Below are 24,913 nucleotides of genomic sequence, written 5' to 3'. Positions count from 1 at the left end.
AATGCCGTGCAGAGAATAAATAGAGGTGACAAATGTCCAATAAAGTATATGACAGCGCACAAGCTGCATTAAATGGCGTGGTTCAAGATGGGCATACCTTGGCGGTGGGCGGTTTTGGTTTATGCGGTATTCCTGAAGCCTTGATTGCTGCGTTAAAAGATACAGGCGTCAAACAACTGACTTGTATTTCTAATAACGCTGGCGTCGATGGTTTTGGTTTAGGCTTATTGCTTGAAACCAAACAAATCAAAAAAATGATTTCATCTTATGTCGGCGAAAATAAAGAATTTGAACGCCAGTTTTTAAGCGGTGAATTGGAAGTTGAACTCACCCCGCAAGGCACACTGGCAGAAAAACTACGCGCAGGCGGTGCAGGTATTCCTGCATTTTTCACCCCAACAGGTGTAGGCACTGTCATTGCAGAAGGCAAAGAAGTCCGTGAATTTAACGGCAAAGATTATATTTTAGAAGAATCTTTGACTGCAGATGTCGCTTTGGTCAAAGCCTACAAAGCAGATAAAGCGGGTAATCTTATTTTCCGTAAAACAGCACAAAACTTTAATCCTGTTTGTGCTATGGCAGGCAAAATCACCATTGCCGAAGTTGAACAAATCGTTGAAATTGGCGATTTAGACCCCGACGAAATCCACTTAGCTGGTATTTATGTGAACCGCATTGTCCTCAATGCAAGCCCAGAAAAACGGATTGAACAAATGACTTTAAAGGCGGAGGCTTAAGACATGGCTTGGACGCGTAATCAAATGGCGCAGCGCGCTGCACAAGAATTAGAAGATGGTTTTTATGTCAATTTAGGCATTGGCTTACCCACACTGGTCGCCAATTATATTCCTGAACATATCAATGTCTGGTTACAGTCCGAAAATGGCTTGCTTGGCATTGGTGAGTTCCCAACTGCCGAAACTGTAGATGCCGACCTGATCAATGCAGGCAAACAAACTGTGACTGCACGTAAAGGTGCGGCATTTTTCTCCAGCGCAGATTCCTTTGCCATGATTCGTGGCGGGCATGTCAATATCGCCATTTTAGGGGCAATGGAAGTTTCTGAACAAGGCGATCTTGCCAATTGGATGATTCCCGGCAAGAAAGTTAAAGGCATGGGCGGTGCAATGGATTTGGTCGCAGGCGTACAAAAAGTTGTGGTGTTGATGGAACATTGTGCCAAAGATGGTACACCTAAAATTGTATCGCAGTGCAGTTTACCACTTACGGGTAAAGCAGTGGTGCATCGTATCATTACCGACTTAGGCGTACTTGATATTACCCCACAAGGCGTAAAGTTGATTGAACTTGCACCTGATGTCAGTTTTGATGAAATTCAAAAAGTTACAGGCGTTGCCTTGCAAAAAGTCGCAGCTTGATGAATTTATCTCAAGTTAACTCCCCCTCTCCTTTGCAAGTTTTGATGCACTGCTTTAAAACTTAATACAAGGGAGAGAGTTTATTTTGACTCCTATACTTTTCCACTCAACAAAACCAATAAATCAATGATTTATAAAACGATTCCACTAAACCAAAAATCATTTAAAAAATCACTTTCAATTTCGATATTTGCACAATACTTCGGGATTGATCCACAATAAAAAAGCCTTCACTTTGCAAAGTGAAGGCTTACAAGAAAATAGACCTATTTTAAGATTGAGGCGCCTTTTGCTCTACCACGCCAGCATCTTCCACACTACGCACCGTGCCTGTATCTACATTCAAGACTTCAAACTCAATACGGCGGTTTTTAAATTGACCTTCTGGCGTTGCATTTGCCGCAATCGGCTGCTCTGAACCAAAACCAATGGCTTGCAATTGACCCGGATTTACACCACGTGATACTAAATAATCGACCACTGCTTGCGCACGTTGTTGTGACAAAGTTTTGTTGGCATTGGCATCACCTACGGCATCGGTATGCCCTTTCACGGTTAATTGCACTTGTGGCGCGCGCTGCATCAATACCGCAGCCTGATCTAAAATAGACTTATTGGCTGCTGGAATTTCAGTCGATGCAGAATCAAAATTAATGATTTGCATATTGAGTGCCGTCGCAATATCCAAAGCTTGAATATTGTCAGGATTAATTGCAGCCAAAGCCTGCTCGGCATTGCTAATACTGCTGGTTACAGCCTGATTAACATCGGTTACTGTAGTTTCTGCAGGTTGCTGAGTCACTACAGTCATGTTTTTAGCCAATGGACGAATTTGACTGGCTAAACGCTCTGCATCGGCAGGGTTCGCGGCTTGAATAGACAGTTGATTACCCACCCAGTTTAAATTGACATTCGGTACACCTTTCAGCATTTTTAAAACGCTTGGAATCACGTCCTGATCAATAAATTCCGAATGATAGTTGGCAAAATTTTCTGCACCACAACCTGTTGGATGATTAAAAATTTGCTTCACTTCATTTTGCAAAATTTCCATATAACTTGAGTTATTTAACAAAATTTGACAAGTCACCAAATTACCATCACTACCCGTACTGACTTGTAACATTGCAGCTTGATTCGCTGCCACTTGAGTCTGGGTGGTTGCAGGCGTTTTGTTGCGGTCACTGCATGCACGGAATAAAAATGCCAATAAACCAATTAAAATAATTAAAGCTAAAATTGGCAATAGCCACGAACGGCGTTCTTCTACTGGCTCAGTCACAATAACTTCAGGTGCATGATGTATGGTTTGTCCTGCAGCATTATTTACCCCCAAAGCAGCCAATAATGCTGTTGCCCACTGCGGTAAAGCCGCCTGAATTGAATCTAAATTGTTTTGCAGTAAATGCTGAATGGCAACTGGGTCAGATGAACCTGCCTGATTTTCCAAAAAGTTTAAACTTGGTGCAATTGAACGATTCAGGGTGTTTTCAATTTCGGTTTGCGGTGCTGTGCCGCTGACCAAATCTAAAAACTGCTGTTTTAAAGATAGATTTGAACCAAATACATCGCCCACACGTGGATTCAGTTGTCGCAGCAGATTGTCAATCAGTTCAGGTCGTGAATTTAAAATAGACAATAAAATGGGATAAAAACTATTTAATGCCTGATTTTTTTCAAGCAAATGCTGGGTTTCCCCTTCCAATACAATGGATGACACACTTTGTTTGAGCAAGTCTATAAAATCTGTTTGCATATATATGCCCTCTTTTTTGTCTTTGTTTTCAAGCTGTTTTTTAGTGTATATGCTTAAAATTTAAACAAATGTAATAAATTGTGGTGTTTTGATTTTGTTGTGAAATTTGAGTCAACGGCATGTAGAGTCTCTTCTTCGATTTTCTATTTGGGGATTGTTAAAATTCAATAAAAAAGCCAGCCGAAGCTGACTCTTATTTAAACTTGAAAATAAAATATCAATCAGAGCATATTAAGCAGTAAAGACGCGTACTGCTTTGCCTTTTACAACTTGATTAATCAAAGGCGTATTTTTGCCTTGTGACACAATCGTTTCTTTGTTCAGTGTCCATTCCACTTCTGGATCAACCAAGACCCAACCCGCTTCCTGTTCCCAACGACTTTGCATTTTTGCCACACGCGCAGGTGCAAGTGTCACTTTTTCTACCCATTCCAATGGACTGAACAGACCTTCCTGAATCAGTTGAATCCCAAATGGAATATAAGTATCAAATGCAGTAAAACCTGACAAAGTATCTGCAAATGGTGCCATTTTTGCAGAGCTATTTAACGGCTCATGATGAGTACAAATCGCATCAATCACACCATCTTTTACACCTTGACGCAGTAATGCTTTGTCTTGCTCTGAGCGCAGTGGCGGACGTACATGCGCTAACGAGTTAAAACCATCAATAATTTGATCGGTTAAATGCAGTTGATGCATCGCAACATCACAAGTGACAGGTAAACCTTTGGCTTTAGCTTGTTGAATCAATTCAACTGATGCACCACAAGACAATAGGCCAAAATGCGCACGTACACCTGTGGCTTCAATCATCAGCAAATATTTGGCAATCGCTACGGTTTCTGCCAAAGTTGGAATCATAGGCAAGCCCTGACGCGATGCAATAAAACCTTCATGCACACAGCCATCTTTAGCAATTTGCGGTTCTTCGGCATAGAACACCACGGTCATGTCCAAACCTGCAGCATATTCCAGTGTGCGAATCACGACATCATCATCTTCAAAAGGTGCATTGGCATTGGACACTGCACTACAGCCGCCTTTTTTCAGTCCCGCCATATTGGCAGGCTGCTTGCCGTTTAAACCTTGAGTTTGTGCACCAATTACTTCTAAATAAATGCCGCCATCCAACATGGCTTTTTCGACCAAACCATGAATAAGTGCGCCGTTATCTTGCACAATCGGTTTAGAATCAGGTGGGGTAAATAAGTGCAGGATGCCATTTTCACGGGCAGCCTTGCCTTCAGATTTGAGCGTGCCGTGTTGTTGCTGACCAGGTTCACGTAAACGTGCGCATAAATCTACCATAGTTGGCATGAGCCATTGACCTTGGGCATCTATGCTTTCGCTAATATCTGCACTTTCTGCAACCAACTTGCCATTTTCAAGATATACCGTTTGTACGCGGTCAATTTGCTGGATTGGGTCAAGCACACGTACATTTTCAATTTTTACAATCGCCATGACTTTTTCCTTATACCGCAATCGCGTCAATCAAACCTTGTTCTTGCAATTGACCTTGCATCGCCAAGGCCAATACCGCCATACGTACCGCAATACCGTTGGTTACTTGATTTAAAATCACCGATTGAGGCCCATCGGCAATGCTTGAATCAATTTCGACACCACGGTTCATTGGACCAGGATGCATCACAATACAGTTTGCTTTTGCAAGCGCCAACCGCTCTTTGTTTAAACCATACATTTTGTAGAATTCGGCTTGTGAGGCAAGTGCTGGCGAATCAATACGTTCATTTTGAATACGCAGGGTGATAATCACGTCGCAATCTTTAATGCCTTCTTCCATTTTGTTAAATAAACGCACGCCTGCGCCATATTCATCAAAACCGTAGGGCAACAAGGTGTTCGGTGCAATCACGCGAATGTCTTTACAGCCCAGTGTTTGCAAGGCAGCCACATCGGAACGCGCCACGCGTGAATGTTTAATATCACCAATAATCGCAACACTTAATTCTTCATAAGGTCGTTGGGTTTCACGGCGAATGGTCAGCATATCCAACATCGCTTGCGTTGGATGTGCATGACGGCCATCACCCGCATTAATAATGGCAACCTTTGGGCAAACCGTTTTAGCAATAAAATGTGCTGCACCTGAAGATGAATGACGCACCACAAAAATGTCAGCAGCCATCGCCTCTAAGTTCCACAAAGTGTCACGCAAAGTTTCACCTTTAGAGGTACTTGAACGGGCAATATCAATATTGAGTACATTGGCAGAAAGACGCTTGGCTGCGGCTTCAAATGTGGTGCGGGTACGAGTAGAGTTTTCGAAGAACAAATTCATCACCGTGCGCCCTTCGAGCAAATTATTGGTGATCAGTTGGTTTTGTTCATTGAAAAAGGACTGTGCTGTGTCCAGAATTTGGGTGAGGGTTTCTTTGGAAAGACCTTCGATGGTTAAAAAGTGTTTTAAATGCCCATCTTTATTCAATTGAATCTGGCTCGGAGTATGCAATGCCGCCAAATGCATGAGAGATTCCTTATACGTTAAGTTAACGCATTATACAGAAATTGATTTGGCAAAGCAGTGTAACTTGGCATGATTTAGTCAAAAGAAACTTATGATTTTAAAAATTAAGTCATGCAGACTCATCTACACTTTCTTTCATGCTTAATACTCTACAAAGCGATGTGAAAGGATGGCATTTATATTTAACTGCTCTGCTAGCCAATCATCTTGATATGAGCTTGATGAACATCTGGTGGGTCAATCTTCGTCTACAACTGCCTACGCAACCTTCAGGCTATGTAGGCATAGTCTGTACAATTCACCGTTTAACGCAATGCCCCTATATAATGATGGGACACCTGCGCCCGATAAATTTCTTCAGCTGTAGGTTCAGTCAAGTCATCTATATTTTCTATATTTTCTACTGCATCTAATTGCTGCGCTTCAGTCTGTGGCGACGTTATTTCTGCATCAGCATCCATTAAGTTAGCCAATATACTGTTTAAGCGCAGCGCATAACGGCACAATTCCTCATCGTGTGTAGCGAGCGCCAATTGCAGCACAGCACGTGCATAGTCTGAATTTTCAACCAGATACATGACATCAATCACACGTCCACTGACCCGTCTTAATCGCGTATAAATTAAAGTGGCAACTGAAAAAATCTCGTTATTTGCTGTTAAAGCCTGTGCCGTGTTTAAAGTAGCCGTGGTCATTTAAATATTCCCCTTATCGCTTCATTGTTGTTTTGCAGTGTTTGATGCTCATCTGCAAAATGTTCACCATCACAACAATGTATGAGCAAAATACATACCAATCATGTGAATATTCAGGTTTTTATTTTTCCGCAATACAATCACTCAAAATTTTTTAGAGATGTCATTACATCCTCATTGCCTTTTTAGAAAAAAACAGTAAAAAATGCCCTGAAGCTCTTCAAATCTAGACCTTTAAAATTCTGCACGATTCACGCTAAATCACTAAGTTTTCTAGCACAAAATACGGTAAAATAGCCGATTGCTGAATTGCTTTTGGAAATTTTCATGAATTCGAAACCCCGTCTTTCTACATATTGGGTCACCTGTGCAGATGGACTTGAAACCTTATTGCAAGAAGAAATGCAAGGTTTAGGTATTCAAAATATCGAACGTTTACCGGGTCGTTTAATTTTCAAAGGCACACTCGAAAATGCCTATCGTGTCTGCATGTGGTCACGTTTAGCCTCACGTGTCCTTACACCAATTCACACACACGAAATTGAATTTAGTCACGACGCGCGCGATGTAGCCGAAGAGCTTTATGAAGGTGCGCTGAGCTTTGACTGGTCACTGATTTTTGCGCCACAAAGTACTTTTGCAGTGCGTTTGCATATAGAGCGTGACATTAAAGTGAACAGCCAATTTGCGACCTTGCGCGTTAAAGATGGTGTGGTCGATTCATTTATGGACGCTGTGGGCAAACGCCCAAGCATCGACATCAAACAGCCAGAAATTACGCTGTATGTTTTAGCAGGGAAAACTGAACACACCTACTGTTTAGATTTATCGGGCGACTCGTTGCATAAACGTGGTTATCGTCGTTTTATGACCGATGCCCCAATTAAAGAAAACCTTGCCGCAGCAATTCTGCAAAAAGGTCAGTTACAACAAATTCAACCCGACATTATTTTAGACCCAATGTGTGGTTCGGGCACGTTTATTATTGAAGCATTGATGATGCTAACTGACCGTGCACCGGGTTTGGTACGTCGTTTTGGTTTTAACGGTTGGCAAGGTCACGACCATGAATTGTGGATGAGCATTAAAGCAGAAGCGGCAGAACGCCATCAAACTGCATTACAACAGCCCTTGCCAAAATTCTATGCTTTCGATGCCGACTGGGAAGCAGTCAAAGCCACCAAGCAAAATATTATTGCGGCAGGTTTTGAAAGTCTGCTCGATCAGATTCAAATTGAAGAACGTACTTTGGCTGACTGGCCCGACTTTCAAGCCGAAGGTAAAAAGGCCTTTATTGTCACCAACCCACCTTATGGTGAACGTTTGGGCGATAAAGCCTCGAACCGTGCCTTATATTTGGGTCTGTCTGCCCTTTTGCAAAAGCATTTCCCAAATCAAAAAGCAGCTGTAATTGCCGCACAGGTCGAACAAGCCGATGTACTGGCATTTAATGACCCTCAAATTCTACGTTTGATGAACGGTAAACTACCAATTTACGTACGTTTTGGCACGATCAAACCTGCAACAGTAGCACGTCCATTCTTAGCTGACTGGCAACCTCAGCAATTTGAACCGATTGAAGGTGCAGAAGACTTCACCAACCGCTTACAGAAAAATATGCAAAGCCTGAAAAAATGGGCGGTGAAAGATAATGTCTATTGCTTACGTTTATACGATGCAGACTTGCCTGATTTTAATGTCGCAGTCGATTTATACGGCGATCGTTTGCACGTACAAGAATATGCACCACCGAAAAAAATTGATCCTGAAAAAGCCAAAAAGCGTTTTAATCTTGCATTACAAGCAATTCGTGCTGTAACAGGCTTAGGCCGTGATGCGGTATTCATTAAGACACGTGCCCGCCAAGAAGGTAAAAATCAGTACACCAAACAAAGTACTGCTTCTAAGCGTTTTATCGTGCAAGAAGGTCAAGCGAAAATTTTGGTCAACCTGACGGATTATTTAGATACAGGTTTATTCCTAGACCACCGTCAAATGCGTTTACGCATTGCCAAAGAAGCACGTGGTAAGCACTTCCTGAATTTATACAGTTACACCTCAACTGCAAGTTTGCATGCTGCACTTGGCGGGGCTGCAAGCACCACCAGTGTCGATTTATCTAACACCTATTTAAACTGGTCTAAAGAAAACTTCGTACTGAACGGTTTGACTGTAGACCATGCCGATGAACAGCATCAATTCTTTGCTAGCGACTGTTTTGAATGGCTCAAAGAAGGTCATGAACAATATGATCTGATCTTTATTGACCCACCAACTTTCTCAAACTCTAAAAAGTTCTACGGAACATTTGACGTACAACGCGACCACGTTTCTTTAATTAAGCGTGCCATGAACCGCTTAACCACAGGCGGAACGCTGTACTTCTCCAACAACTACCGTGGTTTTGAAATGGATGAAGAAATTGAAGCCATGTTTGATGTGCAGGAAATTAGCCATGAAACCATTGGGCAAGATTTCAAACGCAACACCAAAATCCACCGTGCTTGGAAAATTCAGCACCCGCCTGTTTAAATAAACGATATGGCAATACAACAAAGCCTGTTCATTTGAACAGGCTTTGTTTTATCGTAGATCAGTATCTAGATTATTGACCAGTTAAAAACTTCTTTTCACCATATTGATAATGCATCGACAGTTTAAATTCATCACCATCACGTTGAATTTGCTGATTGCTTTGCATCGCACTGAGTATCTGTTCCAACTCTTGATCAGACATGCTTTTACCTGCAGCATTCATATAATTATTCATAATGGTTTTGACCACTTGCTTGTTAAAACTCACATCGGTTTGCATTTCCAATAAACTTGGGAACATTTTCGCTAAGCCTTCTACAGTGGTTTGATGCCCTGGCATCACTTTACCAACCAAATCTGCCCGAATACTGCCTGTGCCTAATTTCAACTGATTCTTCTTGGATTCGAACTGAAAGCCCTCATTAATCACAGCCAACAAGGCTTGTTGAACTTCTTTCTCAAAGTTTTCCGCTTCTAGGCATGAGTTGTTTTGTTTTTGCACAATATCAAGAAACGTCTGCATTTTACTGCGCTGCAAGTTTTTAACATCCCAATTCACTTGCAGGTCTTGCATGGCAGGCACATTATTTAAACCCAACTCGGCAATTTTAAATTTCGATTGAATATCTACCGTGCGCTCATGCAGTTGAGTATCCATACGCCAACTGAAGTCTTTCATTTTGCCTGAACCCACTGCTTTTGGGTCTTGACGCTGCATTTCTGCAATACTGAATTGGAAATAGCCCGGCTCTAAAGACTGCACATTCAAAGCCTGATTGGTTTTAAACTGCATGCCTTTTACTTGAAGATGTCCAAATTGATCCAGCACCGTCAATTGAGGCACATCAAAACTCATATTTACAATTTTCTGCTGCCCCTGACTTTGTTTCGCCTGAAACTCAATCTGCATAGGAGAAAATTTAGCTTCAAGTCCTGCTTCTTTTTTCTCTATAGCAGGTATGCTCAATTTCGTGGTCGATACACCCAACCAATTCACTTGCGTTGTCACATTTAGAGGCTGCTGAAAGAACTCGGAAAATTGTCCCTGCCCTTGTTCCAGATTCATTTTAGAATCAATTTGGTAACCTTTCCATGTCCGCTGAATTTGATCTTGTCCGTGAAACACCAGTTTTTCTTTAGCATTACATGGGTCTGCAATAATGGTCATTTTCCATTTGGCAGTACCTGTTAAAGTCCCCATGTCGTAGTCCGTATATTGGACGCTCACATTGGGTACAGGATTTAAATTTTGTTGATAATGCTCACGCAGGCTCTTATCTGCATATAAATTTCCTGCAGTGACAGCTCCTGCCAACACTGCAACCCCCATTCCACCCCATACTATTTTTGACATAGATTCTGCTCAGAATTTATCTATTCTTATTGAACAATAAATTATAATTAATCTTCTTTAAAAAAGATAATTGTTTTGCAAATAAATCACTTAAATATAATATTCATCACAAAATATTAAAAATAGCTGTCATTTTTTACCAAAAATTTTACTTATGTGACCTAAATTGTCAGTCATAAAAAACCCAGCCGAAGCTGGGTTTCTTAAAAGTTGCTTACACATAGCCAATTAGCTGAGTTTCATTTTTTCAAACAGCAAATGACCATTTTCAGCTTTAATTAAAATCGTATCACCTGCAACAAAGTCACCTGCGAGGATTTTTTGCGCCAATGTGTTTTCCACTTGTTGCTGAATTGCACGTTTCAATGGACGCGCACCGTAGACTGGGTCAAAACCTGCTTCAATCAATTGATCAAATGCAGTATCGTCTATCGACAAGCTCAAGTCGCGTTCGCTTAAACGCGCACGTAAACGATCCAATTGAATATCGGCAATGCCACGAATTTGTGCTTTTTCCAGTGAATGGAACACCACCAACTCATCAATACGGTTAATAAACTCAGGGCGGAAATGTTGTGAAACTGCGGCCATGACCACGGTACGCACTTCTTCACGTGTTGGATTGTCACCCAATTCACGTACTTCGTGTGAACCCAAGTTAGAAGTCATCACAATTACAGTGTTCTTAAAGTCCACCACGCGACCTTGCGAGTCGGTTAGGCGTCCGTCATCCAACACCTGCAACAAGATGTTAAATACGTCTGGATGGGCTTTTTCCACCTCATCAAACAGCACCACACTGTACGGTTTACGACGTACTGCTTCGGTTAATACACCACCTTCTTCATAACCGACATAGCCTGGAGGCGCACCGACCAAACGGCTGACCGAGTGTTTTTCCATAAATTCAGACATATCAATCCGAATCATGGCGTCATCGCTGTCAAACAAGAAGTTCGCTAACGCTTTGGTCAATTCTGTTTTACCTACCCCTGTTGGGCCAAGGAACAGGAACGAACCACTTGGACGGTTAGGATCAGACAAACCTGCGCGTGAACGACGTACCGCATTCGACACCGCCACCACAGCTTCATCTTGCCCCACCACACGGTTATGCAAGAAATCTTCCATGTGTAGCAATTTTTCACGTTCACCCTGCAGCATTTTCGATACAGGAATGCCCGTTGCAGCACTCACGACTTCAGCAATTTCATTGTCCGTAACTTTGTTACGCAATAATTTTGGTTCTTCTTTCTCTTCAACCAACTCATCTTGTGCCAGTTGTTTTTCCAACTCAGGAATCACACCGTATTGTAAACGTGACATTTCCGCCAAGTCATTTTCACGTTGCGCTTTTTGCAATGCCATACGTGCCTGATCAAGCTGAGTCTGAATTTGCTTAGTGCCTTCAACCAAGGTTTTTTCCGCTTTCCAAACTTCTTCCAAATCATTGTATTCATTTTGAACTTCAATAATTTGTTTTTCCAGATGTGCAACTTCAGCACGGCTGCCTGCATCTTCATCTTTCTTCACGGCTTCAAGTTGCAGTTTTAATTGAATTAAACGGCGCTCTAATTTATCTAAGGCTTCAGGCTTAGAATCTAGCTCCATTTTAATCCGTGACGCTGCCTCATCCACCAAATCAATTGCCTTGTCGGGAAGTTGACGGTCAGTGATATAACGGTGCGACATTTTAGCGGCGGCAATAATCGCCGAATCTAAAATTTTAACCCCGTGGTGCACTTCGTAGCGTTCTTTCAGACCTCGTAAAATTGCAATGGTGTCTTCTACACTTGGCTCATCAACCAATACTTTTTGGAAACGACGCTCTAAAGCTGCATCTTTTTCAATATATTGACGATACTCATCTAAAGTGGTTGCACCCACACAGCGCAATTCGCCACGCGCCAATGCAGGTTTCAACATATTGCCTGCATCCATGGCACCATCGCCTTTACCTGCACCCACAAGTGTGTGTAATTCATCAATAAATAAGATGACTTCCCCTTCTTGTTTCGCCAAGTCTTTTAAGACCGCTTTTAGGCGTTCTTCAAACTCACCGCGATATTTCGCACCTGCCAACAATGAGCCCAAATCTAAAGATAAAACACGTTTACCTTTTAAACTTTCAGGCACTTCACCATTCACAATACGCTGCGCCAAACCTTCAACAATCGCAGTTTTACCCACACCAGGTTCACCAATGAGTACTGGGTTGTTTTTGGTACGGCGTGACAACACCTGAACGGTACGGCGGATTTCATCATCACGACCAATTACAGGGTCTAGCTTGCCCGCCAACGCACGTTCAGTTAAGTCGATGGTATATTTATTGAGTGAGTCACGTTGATCTTCGTGATTATTGCTCATGACTTTTTCATCCCCTCTAATTTTGTCAATCACGCTACGCAAACTGGCTGAAGTCACGCCTACACTGTTCAGTAGTGTTTTGGTCGCGCCCACTTCGGTCAAACCCAGCATCAACCAATCGGTTGACAAGAACTCATCACCTGCTTTTTGGGCAAAACTGTCAGCCAAATTCAGGGCTTTAACCGCATCTGGACTTAAGTTGATATCGCCTGTTGGATTGGCCAAAGTCGGTGCATCGGCAATCGCTTGCTGTAATTTGCTTTGCAAATCACGTAGGTTGGCGCCTGCTTGTTGTAATAAACTGACATTGGAGGCTTCTTCGAGCAAAGTCGCCAATAAGTGAATGCCTTCAATGGCAGTGTGATCTTTCCCTATCGCAAGAGATTGGGCATCGGATAAAGCTTGCTGTAGTCGGTTGGTAAACTTTTCAAAACGCATTCTTGTTATTCCTCACAACAAATTGTGTACTTGATGGATATATGGGAACGCAGGCGTAAATTTCAATTGAATTTTTATATATTTTTCAAAATCTTAATTGAAATTAACAGTTAGATTTCAATTATAATATTGGACTAATTAAAGTAAATTTCAAGTTTAGTCTGGTAATTTTTTATTTTAGTTGAGTCATTGACATACACTTGCATATCAATCAATTAAAGGCTTTTGATTATTATTTATGCAAATAGAAATATTTAGTTACAATGATTGGCAAATATACCAACCATTGTATGACCTATCAGTCAACGCTTAATCTTGTTCAATAATTTCAAAATCATGGCTAATTTCAACACCACCATCAGATAGCATTTTACTGGCAGAACAGTATTTTTCTGCTGAAAGTTCAACCGCCTTCGCGACCTGCTTTTCCTTAACAGCCTTGCCTTTGACCACAAAATGCAAATGAATTTTGGTGAACACTGCAGGGATGCTATCGGCACGTTCTGCTGTTAACTGACATTCAACATGCGTCACTTCTTGGCGTGATTTTTTTAAAATAGTCACAATATCGAATGAAGCACAACCACCAAGTCCCATTAAGATTAACTCCATAGGACGTGGACCACGGTTTTCACCACCATATTCTGCGGATCCATCCATCACTACAGAATGACCACTTTCTGATTTGGCTTCAAAAGCAACGTTCTCTAACCACTGAACACTTGTTTGCATTGCAACTACCTAAAAAAAACTATAAATTGACACGGGTATTTGTACACTAACATAACTTGAGTTGATAAGGAATTTCATCTCTACTGTGTGACAAGTTCAGACTAGGTCTTGTGCGATCTATTATTTATCCATTTTCGGAACCGTTAGCATGACTTCAAACTTTTCACAGCTGAGCACTGATGCATTGTCCCCTGGACAACTGCCTGACTCAGTCAAAGCATTATTAAAACGTGCATACATCAACCGTTATCCAAAACGGACAACTATTGTTGATGCGGGGACTGAATCTAAATCGTTATATTTGATTTTAAAAGGTTCAGTATCAATTATTCTTCGCGAAGATGATGATCGCGAAATTGTTGTGGCATATTTGAATCCAGGCGACTTTTTTGGGGAAATGGGTCTGTTTGAATCGAATCCACAACGTACTGCAGAAGTTCGTACTCGTGATGTCTGTGAAATTGCAGAAATTACTTATGAAAACTTCCACGAACTCAGCAAACAATATCCTGACTTAAGCTATGCCGTTTTTGCACAGCTGGTACGTCGTTTAAAAAATACTACACGTAAGGTAACTGACCTTGCCTTTATAGATGTGTCTGGTCGTATTGCACGTTGCTTGATTGATCTTTCTGCGCAACCAGAAGCCATGATTTTGCCAAACGGTCGTCAAATTCGTATTACACGCCAAGAAATTGGTCGTATTGTCGGCTGTTCACGTGAAATGGTCGGGCGTGTTCTAAAAACACTTGAAGAACAAGGCATGATTGAAACTGATGGTAAAGCCATTCTGATTTTTGATGCTTCTTTGGAGCAAAATGAATCCACTGATGGCAACTTTGATGACGAGTAAACCATCTATATGCTCATTAAAAAAGCAAATCTTCGGATTTGCTTTTTTATTACCAGCTGTTAACTTTTTACCATTTTCAATTATCAAAATACCATTATTGCTGTCACTACAATGAAGTAGCAATTTTCGCAGCCACAAGTGGCGCAAAATGGTTTCAGCTCTTGTAACATCAATATATACATATAATCTTGAGCGAGAGACAATATGCAATTTAAACCATTGGCAAAAACAGGCATTCTAGTTCCAGAAATCTGTTTAGGCACCATGACATTTGGTGAACAAAATACCCAGCAAGAAGCCTTTCAACAACTCGATTATGCGCTAGAACGAGACTTATATTTTTGGGATACCGCAGAAATGTATCCCGTACCACCAAAAGTAGAAACTCAAGGTGCAACCGAAACCATCATTGGCAATTGGTTACAACAACGTGGCGGACGTGACAAATTATTTTTAGCCTCTAAAATTGCAGGCCCTTCGCAAGGCGGCAGTCATATTCGAGACGGCAAAACCCGCTTTAACGCAGAGGATATTCATTCTGCACTGGATGGCAATTTAAAACGCCTGCAAACCGACTATATCGACTTATACCAACTGCACTGGCCACAACGCCCAACCAACTTTTTTGGCAAACTTGGTTATGGCAACCAAGAAGCACAAAATACGCAAGAAGTAACCGACCTTGCTGAAACCTTAACCGCGTTGCAACAAGAAATTCAAAAAGGACGGATTCGCTATATAGGTCTGTCGAATGAAACCCCTTGGGGCACCATGAAGTTTTTACACTTGGCAGAACAATTAGGATTAAGTAAATTTGTCAGCGTACAAAATCCATATAACTTGCTGAATCGTACTTATGAAATTGGCATGTCTGAAATCGCCCATTATGAAGGTGTTGGACTACTCGCCTACTCACCTTTGGCTTTTGGTTATTTAACTGGTAAATTCCGTCATGGCGCACGCCCTGCCAATGCACGTGTCACGCTATATTCACGTTTTAGCCGTTACAGTAATCCACAAAGCGAATGGGCAACCGAGCAATACGCCCAACTTGCAGAACAACACGGCTTGAGTTTGACGCAACTGGCGCTGGCATTTATCAAGCAGCAATTTTTTGTGACAAGTACCATTATTGGCGCGACGAATATGGCGCAACTCAAAGAAAATATTGATGCCTTTGACATCACCTTATCAGATGAAATTTTACAAGGCATTGAAGCCATTCATCGTCAACAACCCAATCCAGCGCCCTAATTTTATTTTAAGCACTGCTTTAAAATGAAATTAAAAATATGAACTCAGCAATAACTCATCATTTTTATGCTGTTTAAAGTCAAAAAGTCTTCATAAAAAAAGATGCGCATAAAACCATGCGCATCTTTTTTGTGTTTTATCTTAACCAGTTGAACTGGCTGAGGTCATCTTAACGACGACTTTGGTTATATAGCGCTTGTGCTGCTGGCAAGTTTTTACGCATTGCTTCAATACGCTGACTGTTCGATGGGTGAGTCGATAAGAAGGACGCACCGCCGCCACCTTCAAGCTTGTTCATTTTTTCCCAAAGGGTAATTGCAGCTTGTGGGTTATAACCTGCACGCGCCATCAGCATTAAACCACCCTGATCGGCACGACTTTCCAAATTACGTGAATATGGCAAGCCAATCCCAATTTGGGTACCCAATTGCGCTGCTGCTGCACCCAATTGACCAACGTTATTGCCTGCCGCACTTAAACCTACGTTCAAGGCAATATTGGTTAAAGCCTGTGCACCAATTTTACTTTTCGCGTGTTCTTCTAAAGCATGCACCATTTCATGCCCCATAATTGCGGCAATTTCAGCATCAGTTAAATTCAGTTTATTCACAATACCAGTGTAGAACACCACTTTACCACCAGGTGCGACAAAAGCATTGACTTGATCAGACTTAAGTACCGCCAATTGCCACTGGAAAGGCTGACCTGTTTGGTTCATTTGATTGGCATGTGGAATCAAACGCTGAAACACAGTATTGATACGTTTATACGTGGTGGAGCTTGTGTCTAACTGATTTTTATTGCGTGCGTCTTGCACCATTTCATTATAGCTTTTGGTTGCAGTTGCATTTAAGGTCGCAGTATCTGCACCCGCCATGTCTGCAACAGTCGTACACCCTGAAACTGTGATTGCGCCTGCGGCACATAAACTTAACATCAGTTTTTTGTTCATTATAATAATCTCCGCCTTGCGAGCTATCTTCATACCAATCAATTATATGAAATCAATTCAAGGCTTTAAATCTATAATCACTTCATAAACATATCATTTATGTAAACAACGCCTAAGCTGTGTACAGATTGTATGTCTGAGCGATCAATCACTACCCTAGTAAAGAAATTGATAACACAACCAAAATACTAAACAGAAAACATTTAAACCCAAGTAAATTTTAGACACTACTTCTACTTTTTCTTCCATTTCTGGATTTTTGCGTTTGTAGAGTAGGTAAGCATTTTGAATCAGAATCAGTGGCACCAAAATACAGGCAAAAATAACGCTTAAACCAATAAATGCCTGATACATAATATTCGGATCATGCTTTTGCGATAAAATCAGCATCATGGCAATGGTCGGTGCGCCGCCCATCGCAAACAATAAAGAATAAAAAATCGTACTGGTAATATTTTTATGCATCCTGCATAACCTTAATTAAATTTAATTTTCTAAAGCCATTGTAACAAGCCACCCTGCTCTGCACAGCGCCAGTCATCTGCAACTTTAGTCTTGAAAAAACAACTCACTCAGCATCATCTATAATGTTTCCAAAAATGAGTCGCTATTGAAACTGAAACAACAGCAATAAAAAGCCCCATCATTTAGACAGGGCTGAATACATCATCAGAGCTTAAATGCTATGCTAAAGCACAACGACTTAAGCATCAAATGGATGACGTAATACAATAGTTTCTGCGCGGTCTGGGCCTGTAGAAATAATGTCGATTGGACATTCAATTAACTGCTCAAGACGTTTGATGTAGTTCACTGCATTTTCAGGCAATTGTTCTACACTGGTCGCGCCCACAGTTGATTCAGACCAACCTGGCATTGTTTCATAAATTGGCTTTAAGTTTTCGTATGCAAGCGCATCAGAAGAACCTACACAACCTGAATCGGTGTTTTCATAACCTACGCAGATTTTGATTTCTTCTAAACCGTCCAATACGTCTAACTTGGTCAAGCAGATACCAGACAGTGAGTTTACATCGACTGAACGACGTAAAATTTCGGCATCAAACCAACCACAACGACGTTGACGACCTGTAGAAGCACCGAACTCGTGACCCACGGTACCTAAGTGTTTACCAATCGCATCACCTACGTCATTTGCTGCGTCATACACCAACTCAGTTGGGAATGGGCCTGCACCTACACGTGTGGTATAAGCTTTGGTAATCCCTAAAACGTAGTCTAAATGTAATGGACCTAAACCTGAACCTGAGCTTACACCGCCCGCAGTCGTGTTCGATGAAGTCACATACGGATAAGTACCGTGGTCAACATCAAGTAATGAACCTTGCGCACCTTCAAACATAATGTTGTCACCGTTTTTACGGTAATTATGAATTTCAGTCGTTACATCAACCACTAATGGTGCAATCACTTCACGCCATTGGTCACATAGCGCTAAAACTTCATCTAACTGAACTGCTTCAACACCGTAGTATTGTGTCAATTGGAAGTTGTGATAGTCCAATAATTCAGTCAATTGAGCGCGTAGTGCTTCACCGCCACGAACCAAGTCTGCAACACGGATTGCACGACGTGCAACTTTGTCTTCATAAGCAGGGCCAATACCACGACCTGTTGTACCAATTTTGGCATTACCACGTTTTTTCTCACGTGCTTGGTCAAGTGCAATGTGGTTCGGCAAAATAAGCGGACAGTTTGGTGAAATACGTAAACGCTCTTTCACTGGCACGCCTTCTTGTTCCAAAATACCCATTTCTTTAATGAGTGCTTCAGGAGAAAGTACTACACCATTACCAATTAAGCACAGTACGTTTTCACGTAAAATACCTGATGGAATGAGGTGTAATACAGTTTTCTTACCACCAACCACGAGAGTATGGCCTGCGTTGTGTCCGCCTTGATAACGAACGACTGCCGCCGCCTGATCTGTGAGCAGGTCGACGATCTTACCTTTACCTTCGTCGCCCCATTGGGTACCAAGTACCACAACATTCTTGCCCATAATAGCCTCATTACATCATGCTGTTAAAATTGAAAACCAAGACCTGTAACATGAAACATGCCTTGGCGATTAAATTTTTTCGACTGTCCACTCACCATTTGCAAGAACCAATTGGTGCGTTGCGTATGGAACCGAGTTTAAATCATCATTGCCCAACAATTGAATTACACTAAAGCCTTGCGCACGTGTGTTTTGGATAGCAGCAATTAAATCAGGTTGTGAGCCTTTAGGCGCAACAACAACAGACGATGATTCAAAACGACCTGCACTTAATACAAACAAGTCACAAGAGAAACCTGTTGCAGGGCGCGCACGTCCGAAATGCTGACCAATGCCATCATAACGACCGCCTTGTGCCAATGGTGCAGCACGATTTGGCGCATACACTGCATACATTAAACCTGTGTGATAGTGATAAGAACGCAGCTCAACCACATCAATACCAATATGCAAGTTTGGCCAACGTGCCTGAATTTCAGCTTGTGTTGCTTTCACGGCTTCAAACGCTTGCTTAAATTCGGTATTTTCCAACACATCAGCACTTAAATGAGCCTGCAAAGCAGTTAAATCACTGGCATAGCGACCTAAAGCATAAAAATCTGAACCGAAATTTAAATCTTGGGTAAATTCTGCCAATTCAGGCAATGCTTTACGCTGATATAAATCTGACAATTGACGTTCAGTGGCTTTGCTTAATTCTGCTTGTTTAACCAAGCTACGGAACAAGCCGACATGACCCAAGTCTAAATGCACACCTTCTGCCAAACCTGCTTCTTTTAGCAAGCTGAGCATCAGATCAACCATTTCTACATCGGCATCAATGCTGTCTGAACCAAATAACTCTGCACCCAATTGCAACGGTGCACGTGTGGTATTAAAACCTTGTGGTTTGGTATGTAAAACCGTACCTGCATAGCAGTAACGTGCAATGCCATCTACAGGATGTACATGCGCATCAATACGCGCCACTTGGGGTGTCATATCGGCACGAACACCCAGCAAACGACCTGAAAGTTGGTCGATCACTTTAAATGTGGCAAGGTCTAAATCTTGATTCGATTCTGAAAGAGAAGATAGAGATTCAATGTATTCTATGAATGGCGTGTACACCAACTGATAACCTCGAGATGCGAGGAAATCCAGTGACTTACGACGCAAGCTTTCAATCACTTGCGCTTGTTCTGGTAATACATCAGCTACACCATCAGGTAATAACCATGTCTCTGAAATGGGCATGTTGTAAACCTAAATTCTTGTTTGCGCGGAACGAATCCGCATAAAAAAATCGGGAGCACACCCGATTTCTCCTAGTTTAGCATGATACTTTTGCTCATGCACCTGACTTTTTCTGAAATATGCGGTAAAAAAATATGAATACACCACATCTTTCAAAGCCATCATTTAAAAGTCCTGATTTGATTTCACCGCCTTTGCCAATAAACTGACCAACTCAGCATTTTGCATTTCAAGCTGTGCGGTTTTTTGCACGGTTTTATCTAGCGCATCTTGCTGAACCTGCATCTTTTTAGCCAAATCTTGCATAATCTCCAACGTCTTTTTTAGATGCTCTTCTAAATGTAATACTTTTTGCTCGACTTGCTGTTGATGCTGCACGTCGCTGCTGCTGTCTGCCTGATTTTTAAATTGCAACCAAATCAGAAAAATGACAGCAAGTGCCAGCAAAAAAATAAATCCCCACAATAAAATAATCATCATGCCACTACTCTATTCAAATTTTCTATGCAAACTTTGTTATATCAATCAGTGAATTAACCGTGAATACGAAGTGTAAAATCTGTCATCACTATTACACGCTTTTCACACTTTGTATATGTCTTAAAAAGTAGCCGCTTACACCGCCCGCTGACTAAAAGATTCACACAAATCTAGTAAACGGTTGGCATAACCCCACTCGTTGTCATACCACGCAAAAACTTTGGCTTGATGACCCACGACCATGGTTTGACTTAAATCGACAATTAAAGAATAAGGTGAATGGTTAAAGTCGCTCGATACCAAAGGCTCATCGGTCACTTGCATAATTTCGGCATAATCATGCGCTGCCGAAGCACACAACACCTGATTCAATTTGTGCACCGTAATTGGTGACTGAGAAATAAAAGTTAAATCAATAACTGCAACATTAATGGTCGGTACACGAATCGAGTAACCATCAATCCGATCTGCCATTTTTGGCATGACTTGTTTTAATGCACCCAAGGCAGATGAAGTTGTAGGAATAATATTTTGCCCTGATGCACGCGCACGACGTAAATCACGGTGTGCTTGATCCAATACAGTTTGATCGGCTGTGACTGCATGAATTTCAGTCATTAATGCGGTATCAATTCCGAAAGCATCATCAATGATTTTAACTAATGGTACTAAAGCCTGCGTGGTACAAGATACGCTGGAAATAATTTGGTCGGTACTTTTGACTTCATGATGATTCACACCATAAACAATCGCAGCATCTACAGTATCGAATGGTGCAGCACCAATAATTACACGTTTGGCGCCCGCAGTAATATGCTGCGTTGCCGCCTCGCGGGAACGGAACAACCCTGTACATTCCAATACCACATCAACATTTAAGGCTTGCCACGGTAATTGCGCAGGTTGAGCCTGATTCAACACCTGAACTTTTAATTGCGCCAAACCTGCAGAAATATTCAAAAAAATCTGTTCATTTTCGAGGCTAATTTCCACCTGTCCTTTAAAACGACCATGGGTACTGTCATATTTAAATAAATGAACCAAGGTTTCTACATCGGCAATGTCATTTATGGCGACGATTTCAAAATGAAAGTCTTTGGGATTTTCAAACCAAGCCCGCAGCACATTGCGCCCGATTCTACCAAAGCCATTGATTGCCACTCGTTGCATGACCGATCCTTTCATAATGAAATCAAAATTTAAGCACAGACTATGTTAATAGATTTTGAGGCCTTACTGAAAAAAATCAGATCAATTCTGCGAATTTTCACGCAATTTGTTGTTTAATTCGGCAAATCAAAAATATCAGCTTTGACTTTCTAGCTTACATTTACGTTTTCTTAAATTTTGTATTCTACTTTATGGCAGTTCGGCATACTCCGTGACCTACAGTAAACGCTTATTTTGAATGTAAATGTTCATCATCTTCTATTGCAAAGATTTATTCTGCGTAATCGCAACCAAGTTTGCGTCAGAATTGTCATCTATTCACACTAAAATGATTGGTGATAATGGCTTTTTCCGTTATAATTTGGCGTTTTTAAAATTTTAAGCCTGCATGACAGCAAAAGAATTATTTTTGTCAGACTGTCTTGCGTTTAGCCAAATCGGAATTTATGGAGTGACTTGGTTGTGAGTACTCGTTTTATGACATCAGCTGAAATTCGTGAAGCATTTTTGCGTTACTTTGAATCGCAAGGGCATACACGTGTCGCATCGAGTTCTCTAGTACCCGCCAATGACCCAACCCTGTTATTTACCAATGCAGGTATGAACCAGTTTAAAGACTGTTTCCTTGGGTTAGAAAAACGTGATTATGTACGTGCTGTATCGTCACAAAAATGTGTGCGTGCAGGCGGTAAACATAACGATTTAGACAATGTGGGTTATACCGCACGTCACCATACTTTCTTTGAAATGTTAGGTAACTTCTCGTTTGGTGATTATTTCAAACGTGATGCAATTAAATTTGCTTGGGAATTTTTAACCAGTGAACAATGGTTAGCGCTACCAAAAGACCGTTTATATGCCACGGTTTACCACACCGATGATGAAGCATTTGACATCTGGAACAAAGAAATTGGTTTAGATGCTTCTCGTATTATCCGTATTGGCGATAACAAAGGCGGCCAATATGCTTCAGACAACTTCTGGGCAATGGGTGATACAGGTCCTTGCGGTCCGTGTTCTGAAATTTTCTATGATCATGGCGATCATATCTGGGGTGGCTTACCAGGCACACCTGAAGAAGATGGCGACCGTTTCATTGAAATTTGGAACAACGTATTCATGCAGTTCAACCGCACTGCAGATGGTGTATTACACCCACTTCCAGCACCGTCTGTAGATACAGGCATGGGCTTGGAGCGTATTTCTGCAGTATTGCAACACGTCAACTCTAACTACGAAATTGATCTGTTCCAGCACTTACTCAAAAATGCAGCACAGATTATTGGTTTAGACACGACTGCTCTTGAAGTAACTGCACAGCAAACTGGCAAGCCTGTAGACTACCCTGCTTCACTCAAAGTAGTTGCTGACCACGCTCGTTCTTGCTGCTTCCTAATTGCCGATGGCGTGAATCCATCGAATGAAGGTCGTGGTTATGTATTGCGTCGTATTATTCGTCGTGCAGTACGTCACGGCAACAAGCTTGGCGCAACAGGTTCATTCTTCCACAAAATGCTTCAGCCTTTAATTGAGGTGATGGGTCAGGCCTATCCTGAACTTGCAGCACAACAAGCGCGTATTGAAGCGCAACTTCTAAAAGAAGAAGAACAATTTGCCAAAACGCTTGAGCAAGGTTTGAAATTGCTTGAGGGTGAATTGGCACAGCTTAAAGGCTCAGTCATTCCTGGTGAAGTAGTATTTAAACTATATGACACTTATGGCTTCCCAACAGATTTAACAGCAGACATTGCACGTGAACGCGACTTGACCATTGACGAAGCAGGCTTTGAAGTTGAAATGGCAGCGCAACGTCAACGTGCACGCGATGCAGGTAAATTTGCAGTTGACTACAACTCAATTGTAAAAGTTGAAGGTGAAACTCAATTTGATGGCTATGACTCAACAACTGGTCAGGGTCAAATTGTGGCTATTTATAAAGATGGCGAACAAGTCGATGAAGTGGTTGAAGGCGATGAAGCTTTAATCGTACTTAACCAAACCCCATTCTATGCAGAAAGCGGTGGTCAAATTGGCGATACAGGTCTATTCAAAAACGAAACAGGTATTTTTGAAGTTCAAGACACCAAAAAATCTGGCGGTGCCTTTGTTCATCAAGGTATTGTCACCATGGGCAGTTTAAAAGCTGCGCAAGCGGTAGAAGCGATTGTAAAAGCAGACATCCGCGAAGCAACTGCACGCAACCACTCTGCAACACACTTATTGCACGCTGCCTTACGTCAAGTTTTAGGCGCACACGTACAGCAAAAAGGTTCGTTGGTTGCTTCTGATATTTTACGTTTTGACTTTGCCAATGACCAACCTGTGTCATTTGAACAATTGCAAGAAATTGAGCGTTTGGTAAATGCAGAAGTCATTGCCAATACCGCAGTTTCTACTGAATTACTGGATATTGAAGCAGCCAAAGCCAAAGGCGCAATGATGCTATTTGGTGAAAAGTATGGCGATGAAGTTCGCGTACTTTCTATGGGTTCAATCATTGAAGATAAAAACTTCTCCATTGAACTTTGTGGCGGTATTCACGTGAAACGTACAGGTGATATTGGTCTATTCAAAATCATCTCTGAAGGTGGTGTTGCAGCTGGTGTACGTCGTATTGAAGCAATTACAGGCAGCAAAGCCGTTGAAGCCGTTCAAAAAACTGAACGCGATATCAACAGCATCAATGCTTTGTTGAAAGCACAAAAAGACCAAACTTTAGAAAAAGTAAATACATTGGTCGATACAGCATCTAGCCTTCAAAAGCAGATTGAACAGCTCAATCAAAAATTAGCGCACTTCCAAGCAGCTGAACTTTTAAGTCAAGTACAAGAACTTGCTGGACGTACCACGCTCATTACCACTGTACAAAATATGGATGCAAAATCACTGCGTAATTTGCACGACGGTGTAAAATCCAAACTCGACCAAGCAGTGATTGTACTTGCAGGTGTAGAAGGCGATAAAGTCAGCTTAATCGCTTCTGTTGCACCAGACTTTACTGCTACGATTAAAGCAGGAGACATCATCAAACACTTGGCTACAGAACTAGGTGGTAAAGGTGGTGGTAAACCTGATTTGGCACAAGGTGGCGCGCCACTTAACGAGAACTTTGCAACGGTGATGGCAGGTTTAACTGCTTGGCTTGCGGCAAAATAATCTCACTTTTTGTGTAACTGACCCTGAGCAGGTAAA

General features: G+C 41.6%; 19 protein-coding genes. 6 read left to right on the top strand and 13 right to left on the bottom strand.

Going from position 1 to position 24,913, the window contains the following annotated elements; translation table 11 throughout:
* The first annotated feature begins 32 nt into the window (after nt 1-32).
* Together FTV43_RS08800 and FTV43_RS08795 are read left to right on the top strand one after the other, a co-directional pair.
* The gene (locus FTV43_RS08800; RefSeq protein WP_004971542.1) at nt 33-737 is read left to right on the top strand and encodes a CoA transferase subunit A; all 705 of its coding nucleotides are present in this window, start codon (nt 33-35) and stop codon (nt 735-737) included.
* A gap of 3 nt (nt 738-740) precedes the next feature.
* On the top strand, nt 741-1,379 hold the full coding sequence (locus FTV43_RS08795) for a CoA transferase subunit B (protein WP_004971544.1): 639 nt from the start codon (nt 741-743) through the stop codon (nt 1,377-1,379).
* A gap of 271 nt (nt 1,380-1,650) precedes the next feature.
* On the opposite strand, the gene FTV43_RS08790 is transcribed toward FTV43_RS08795, so the two are convergent.
* The 4 genes from FTV43_RS08790 to FTV43_RS08775 form a co-directional block, all read right to left on the bottom strand.
* Nucleotides 1,651-3,135, bottom strand: a complete 1,485-nt coding sequence (locus tag FTV43_RS08790) for an OmpA family protein (RefSeq protein WP_179995352.1) — start codon at nt 3,133-3,135, stop codon at nt 1,651-1,653.
* A gap of 231 nt (nt 3,136-3,366) precedes the next feature.
* Complete coding sequence (locus FTV43_RS08785; protein ID WP_004971548.1) at nt 3,367-4,602, bottom strand: dihydroorotase; 1,236 nt, start codon at nt 4,600-4,602, stop codon at nt 3,367-3,369.
* 10 nt (nt 4,603-4,612) lie between these two features.
* Nucleotides 4,613-5,629 (bottom strand): aspartate carbamoyltransferase catalytic subunit, encoded by a 1,017-nt coding sequence (locus FTV43_RS08780; RefSeq protein WP_179995351.1) that lies wholly within the window; start codon nt 5,627-5,629, stop codon nt 4,613-4,615.
* 305 nt (nt 5,630-5,934) lie between these two features.
* Nucleotides 5,935-6,324: a hypothetical protein gene (locus FTV43_RS08775; protein WP_104851793.1), complete on the bottom strand. Its 390-nt coding sequence runs from the start codon at nt 6,322-6,324 to the stop codon at nt 5,935-5,937.
* A 327-nt stretch (nt 6,325-6,651) separates the two neighbouring features.
* On the opposite strand from FTV43_RS08775, the gene rlmKL reads away from it, so the two are divergent.
* Complete coding sequence (gene rlmKL, locus FTV43_RS08770; protein WP_179995350.1) at nt 6,652-8,856, top strand: bifunctional 23S rRNA (guanine(2069)-N(7))-methyltransferase RlmK/23S rRNA (guanine(2445)-N(2))-methyltransferase RlmL; 2,205 nt, start codon at nt 6,652-6,654, stop codon at nt 8,854-8,856.
* A gap of 73 nt (nt 8,857-8,929) precedes the next feature.
* Here rlmKL and FTV43_RS08765 read toward each other — a convergent pair whose 3' ends face one another.
* The 3 genes from FTV43_RS08765 to FTV43_RS08755 all read right to left on the bottom strand — a co-directional run bounded on the left by FTV43_RS08765 (nt 8,930) and on the right by FTV43_RS08755 (nt 13,753).
* Nucleotides 8,930-10,213, bottom strand: a complete 1,284-nt coding sequence (locus tag FTV43_RS08765) for a DUF945 family protein (RefSeq protein WP_179995349.1) — start codon at nt 10,211-10,213, stop codon at nt 8,930-8,932.
* Between the two features lie 228 nt (nt 10,214-10,441).
* Nucleotides 10,442-13,021 carry an ATP-dependent chaperone ClpB gene (gene clpB / locus FTV43_RS08760; protein ID WP_179995348.1) on the bottom strand — a complete coding sequence of 860 codons (2,580 nt, stop codon included), beginning with the start codon at nt 13,019-13,021 and terminating at the stop codon, nt 10,442-10,444.
* 309 nt (nt 13,022-13,330) lie between these two features.
* The gene (locus FTV43_RS08755) at nt 13,331-13,753 is read right to left on the bottom strand and encodes an OsmC family protein (protein ID WP_070156041.1); all 423 of its coding nucleotides are present in this window, start codon (nt 13,751-13,753) and stop codon (nt 13,331-13,333) included.
* Nucleotides 13,754-13,901: 148 nt separating this feature from the next.
* Between FTV43_RS08755 and crp the strand changes: the two genes are divergently transcribed.
* Nucleotides 13,902-14,606, top strand: a complete 705-nt coding sequence (crp, locus tag FTV43_RS08750) for a cAMP-activated global transcriptional regulator CRP (protein WP_004971566.1) — start codon at nt 13,902-13,904, stop codon at nt 14,604-14,606.
* 204 nt (nt 14,607-14,810) lie between these two features.
* Complete coding sequence (locus FTV43_RS08745) at nt 14,811-15,860, top strand: NADP(H)-dependent aldo-keto reductase (RefSeq protein ID WP_179995347.1); 1,050 nt, start codon at nt 14,811-14,813, stop codon at nt 15,858-15,860.
* Nucleotides 15,861-16,029: 169 nt separating this feature from the next.
* Here the strand turns inward: FTV43_RS08745 and FTV43_RS08740 are convergent, their stop codons facing one another.
* The 6 genes from FTV43_RS08740 to gap all read right to left on the bottom strand — a co-directional run bounded on the left by FTV43_RS08740 (nt 16,030) and on the right by gap (nt 21,721).
* Nucleotides 16,030-16,812 carry a M48 family metallopeptidase gene (locus tag FTV43_RS08740; RefSeq protein WP_004971571.1) on the bottom strand — a complete coding sequence of 261 codons (783 nt, stop codon included), beginning with the start codon at nt 16,810-16,812 and terminating at the stop codon, nt 16,030-16,032.
* Nucleotides 16,813-16,968: 156 nt separating this feature from the next.
* On the bottom strand, nt 16,969-17,277 hold the full coding sequence (locus FTV43_RS08735; RefSeq protein ID WP_004971573.1) for a hypothetical protein: 309 nt from the start codon (nt 17,275-17,277) through the stop codon (nt 16,969-16,971).
* Nucleotides 17,278-17,515: 238 nt separating this feature from the next.
* Complete coding sequence (locus FTV43_RS08730; protein WP_004971574.1) at nt 17,516-18,835, bottom strand: adenylosuccinate synthase; 1,320 nt, start codon at nt 18,833-18,835, stop codon at nt 17,516-17,518.
* A 69-nt stretch (nt 18,836-18,904) separates the two neighbouring features.
* Nucleotides 18,905-20,071: an ATP phosphoribosyltransferase regulatory subunit gene (locus FTV43_RS08725; protein ID WP_096901061.1), complete on the bottom strand. Its 1,167-nt coding sequence runs from the start codon at nt 20,069-20,071 to the stop codon at nt 18,905-18,907.
* Between the two features lie 165 nt (nt 20,072-20,236).
* Nucleotides 20,237-20,551: a hypothetical protein gene (locus tag FTV43_RS08720; protein WP_004971580.1), complete on the bottom strand. Its 315-nt coding sequence runs from the start codon at nt 20,549-20,551 to the stop codon at nt 20,237-20,239.
* A gap of 135 nt (nt 20,552-20,686) precedes the next feature.
* Nucleotides 20,687-21,721, bottom strand: a complete 1,035-nt coding sequence (gene gap, locus FTV43_RS08715; RefSeq protein WP_179995346.1) for a type I glyceraldehyde-3-phosphate dehydrogenase — start codon at nt 21,719-21,721, stop codon at nt 20,687-20,689.
* Nucleotides 21,722-22,183: 462 nt separating this feature from the next.
* Between gap and alaS the strand changes: the two genes are divergently transcribed.
* On the top strand, nt 22,184-24,877 hold the full coding sequence (gene alaS, locus FTV43_RS08710) for an alanine--tRNA ligase (RefSeq protein ID WP_179995345.1): 2,694 nt from the start codon (nt 22,184-22,186) through the stop codon (nt 24,875-24,877).
* Nucleotides 24,878-24,913 lie beyond the last annotated feature (36 nt).

The sequence above is a fragment of the Acinetobacter sp. YH16053 genome, from assembly GCF_013417035.1.
Classification (GTDB): domain Bacteria; phylum Pseudomonadota; class Gammaproteobacteria; order Pseudomonadales; family Moraxellaceae; genus Acinetobacter; species Acinetobacter towneri.
The sequence above is the reverse complement of the archived record's forward strand: the minus strand, read 5'-3'. Positions and strand labels throughout refer to the sequence as shown.

Bases quoted from the DNA above. Each gene is read 5' to 3' on its own strand.
- FTV43_RS08800 (WP_004971542.1), top strand. From the start codon at position 33: ATGTCCAATAAAGTATATGACAGCGCACAAGCTGCATTAAATGGCGTG.
- FTV43_RS08795 (WP_004971544.1), top strand. From the start codon at position 741: ATGGCTTGGACGCGTAATCAAATGGCGCAGCGCGCTGCACAAGAATTA.
- FTV43_RS08790 (WP_179995352.1), bottom strand. From the start codon at position 3,135: ATGCAAACAGATTTTATAGACTTGCTCAAACAAAGTGTGTCATCCATT.
- FTV43_RS08785 (WP_004971548.1), bottom strand. From the start codon at position 4,602: ATGGCGATTGTAAAAATTGAAAATGTACGTGTGCTTGACCCAATCCAG.
- FTV43_RS08780 (WP_179995351.1), bottom strand. From the start codon at position 5,629: ATGCATTTGGCGGCATTGCATACTCCGAGCCAGATTCAATTGAATAAA.
- FTV43_RS08775 (WP_104851793.1), bottom strand. From the start codon at position 6,324: ATGACCACGGCTACTTTAAACACGGCACAGGCTTTAACAGCAAATAAC.
- rlmKL (WP_179995350.1), top strand. From the start codon at position 6,652: ATGAATTCGAAACCCCGTCTTTCTACATATTGGGTCACCTGTGCAGAT.
- FTV43_RS08765 (WP_179995349.1), bottom strand. From the start codon at position 10,213: ATGTCAAAAATAGTATGGGGTGGAATGGGGGTTGCAGTGTTGGCAGGA.
- clpB (WP_179995348.1), bottom strand. From the start codon at position 13,021: ATGCGTTTTGAAAAGTTTACCAACCGACTACAGCAAGCTTTATCCGAT.
- FTV43_RS08755 (WP_070156041.1), bottom strand. From the start codon at position 13,753: ATGCAAACAAGTGTTCAGTGGTTAGAGAACGTTGCTTTTGAAGCCAAA.
- crp (WP_004971566.1), top strand. From the start codon at position 13,902: ATGACTTCAAACTTTTCACAGCTGAGCACTGATGCATTGTCCCCTGGA.
- FTV43_RS08745 (WP_179995347.1), top strand. From the start codon at position 14,811: ATGCAATTTAAACCATTGGCAAAAACAGGCATTCTAGTTCCAGAAATC.
- FTV43_RS08740 (WP_004971571.1), bottom strand. From the start codon at position 16,812: ATGAACAAAAAACTGATGTTAAGTTTATGTGCCGCAGGCGCAATCACA.
- FTV43_RS08735 (WP_004971573.1), bottom strand. From the start codon at position 17,277: ATGCATAAAAATATTACCAGTACGATTTTTTATTCTTTATTGTTTGCG.
- FTV43_RS08730 (WP_004971574.1), bottom strand. From the start codon at position 18,835: ATGGGCAAGAATGTTGTGGTACTTGGTACCCAATGGGGCGACGAAGGT.
- FTV43_RS08725 (WP_096901061.1), bottom strand. From the start codon at position 20,071: ATGCCCATTTCAGAGACATGGTTATTACCTGATGGTGTAGCTGATGTA.
- FTV43_RS08720 (WP_004971580.1), bottom strand. From the start codon at position 20,551: ATGATGATTATTTTATTGTGGGGATTTATTTTTTTGCTGGCACTTGCT.
- gap (WP_179995346.1), bottom strand. From the start codon at position 21,721: ATGCAACGAGTGGCAATCAATGGCTTTGGTAGAATCGGGCGCAATGTG.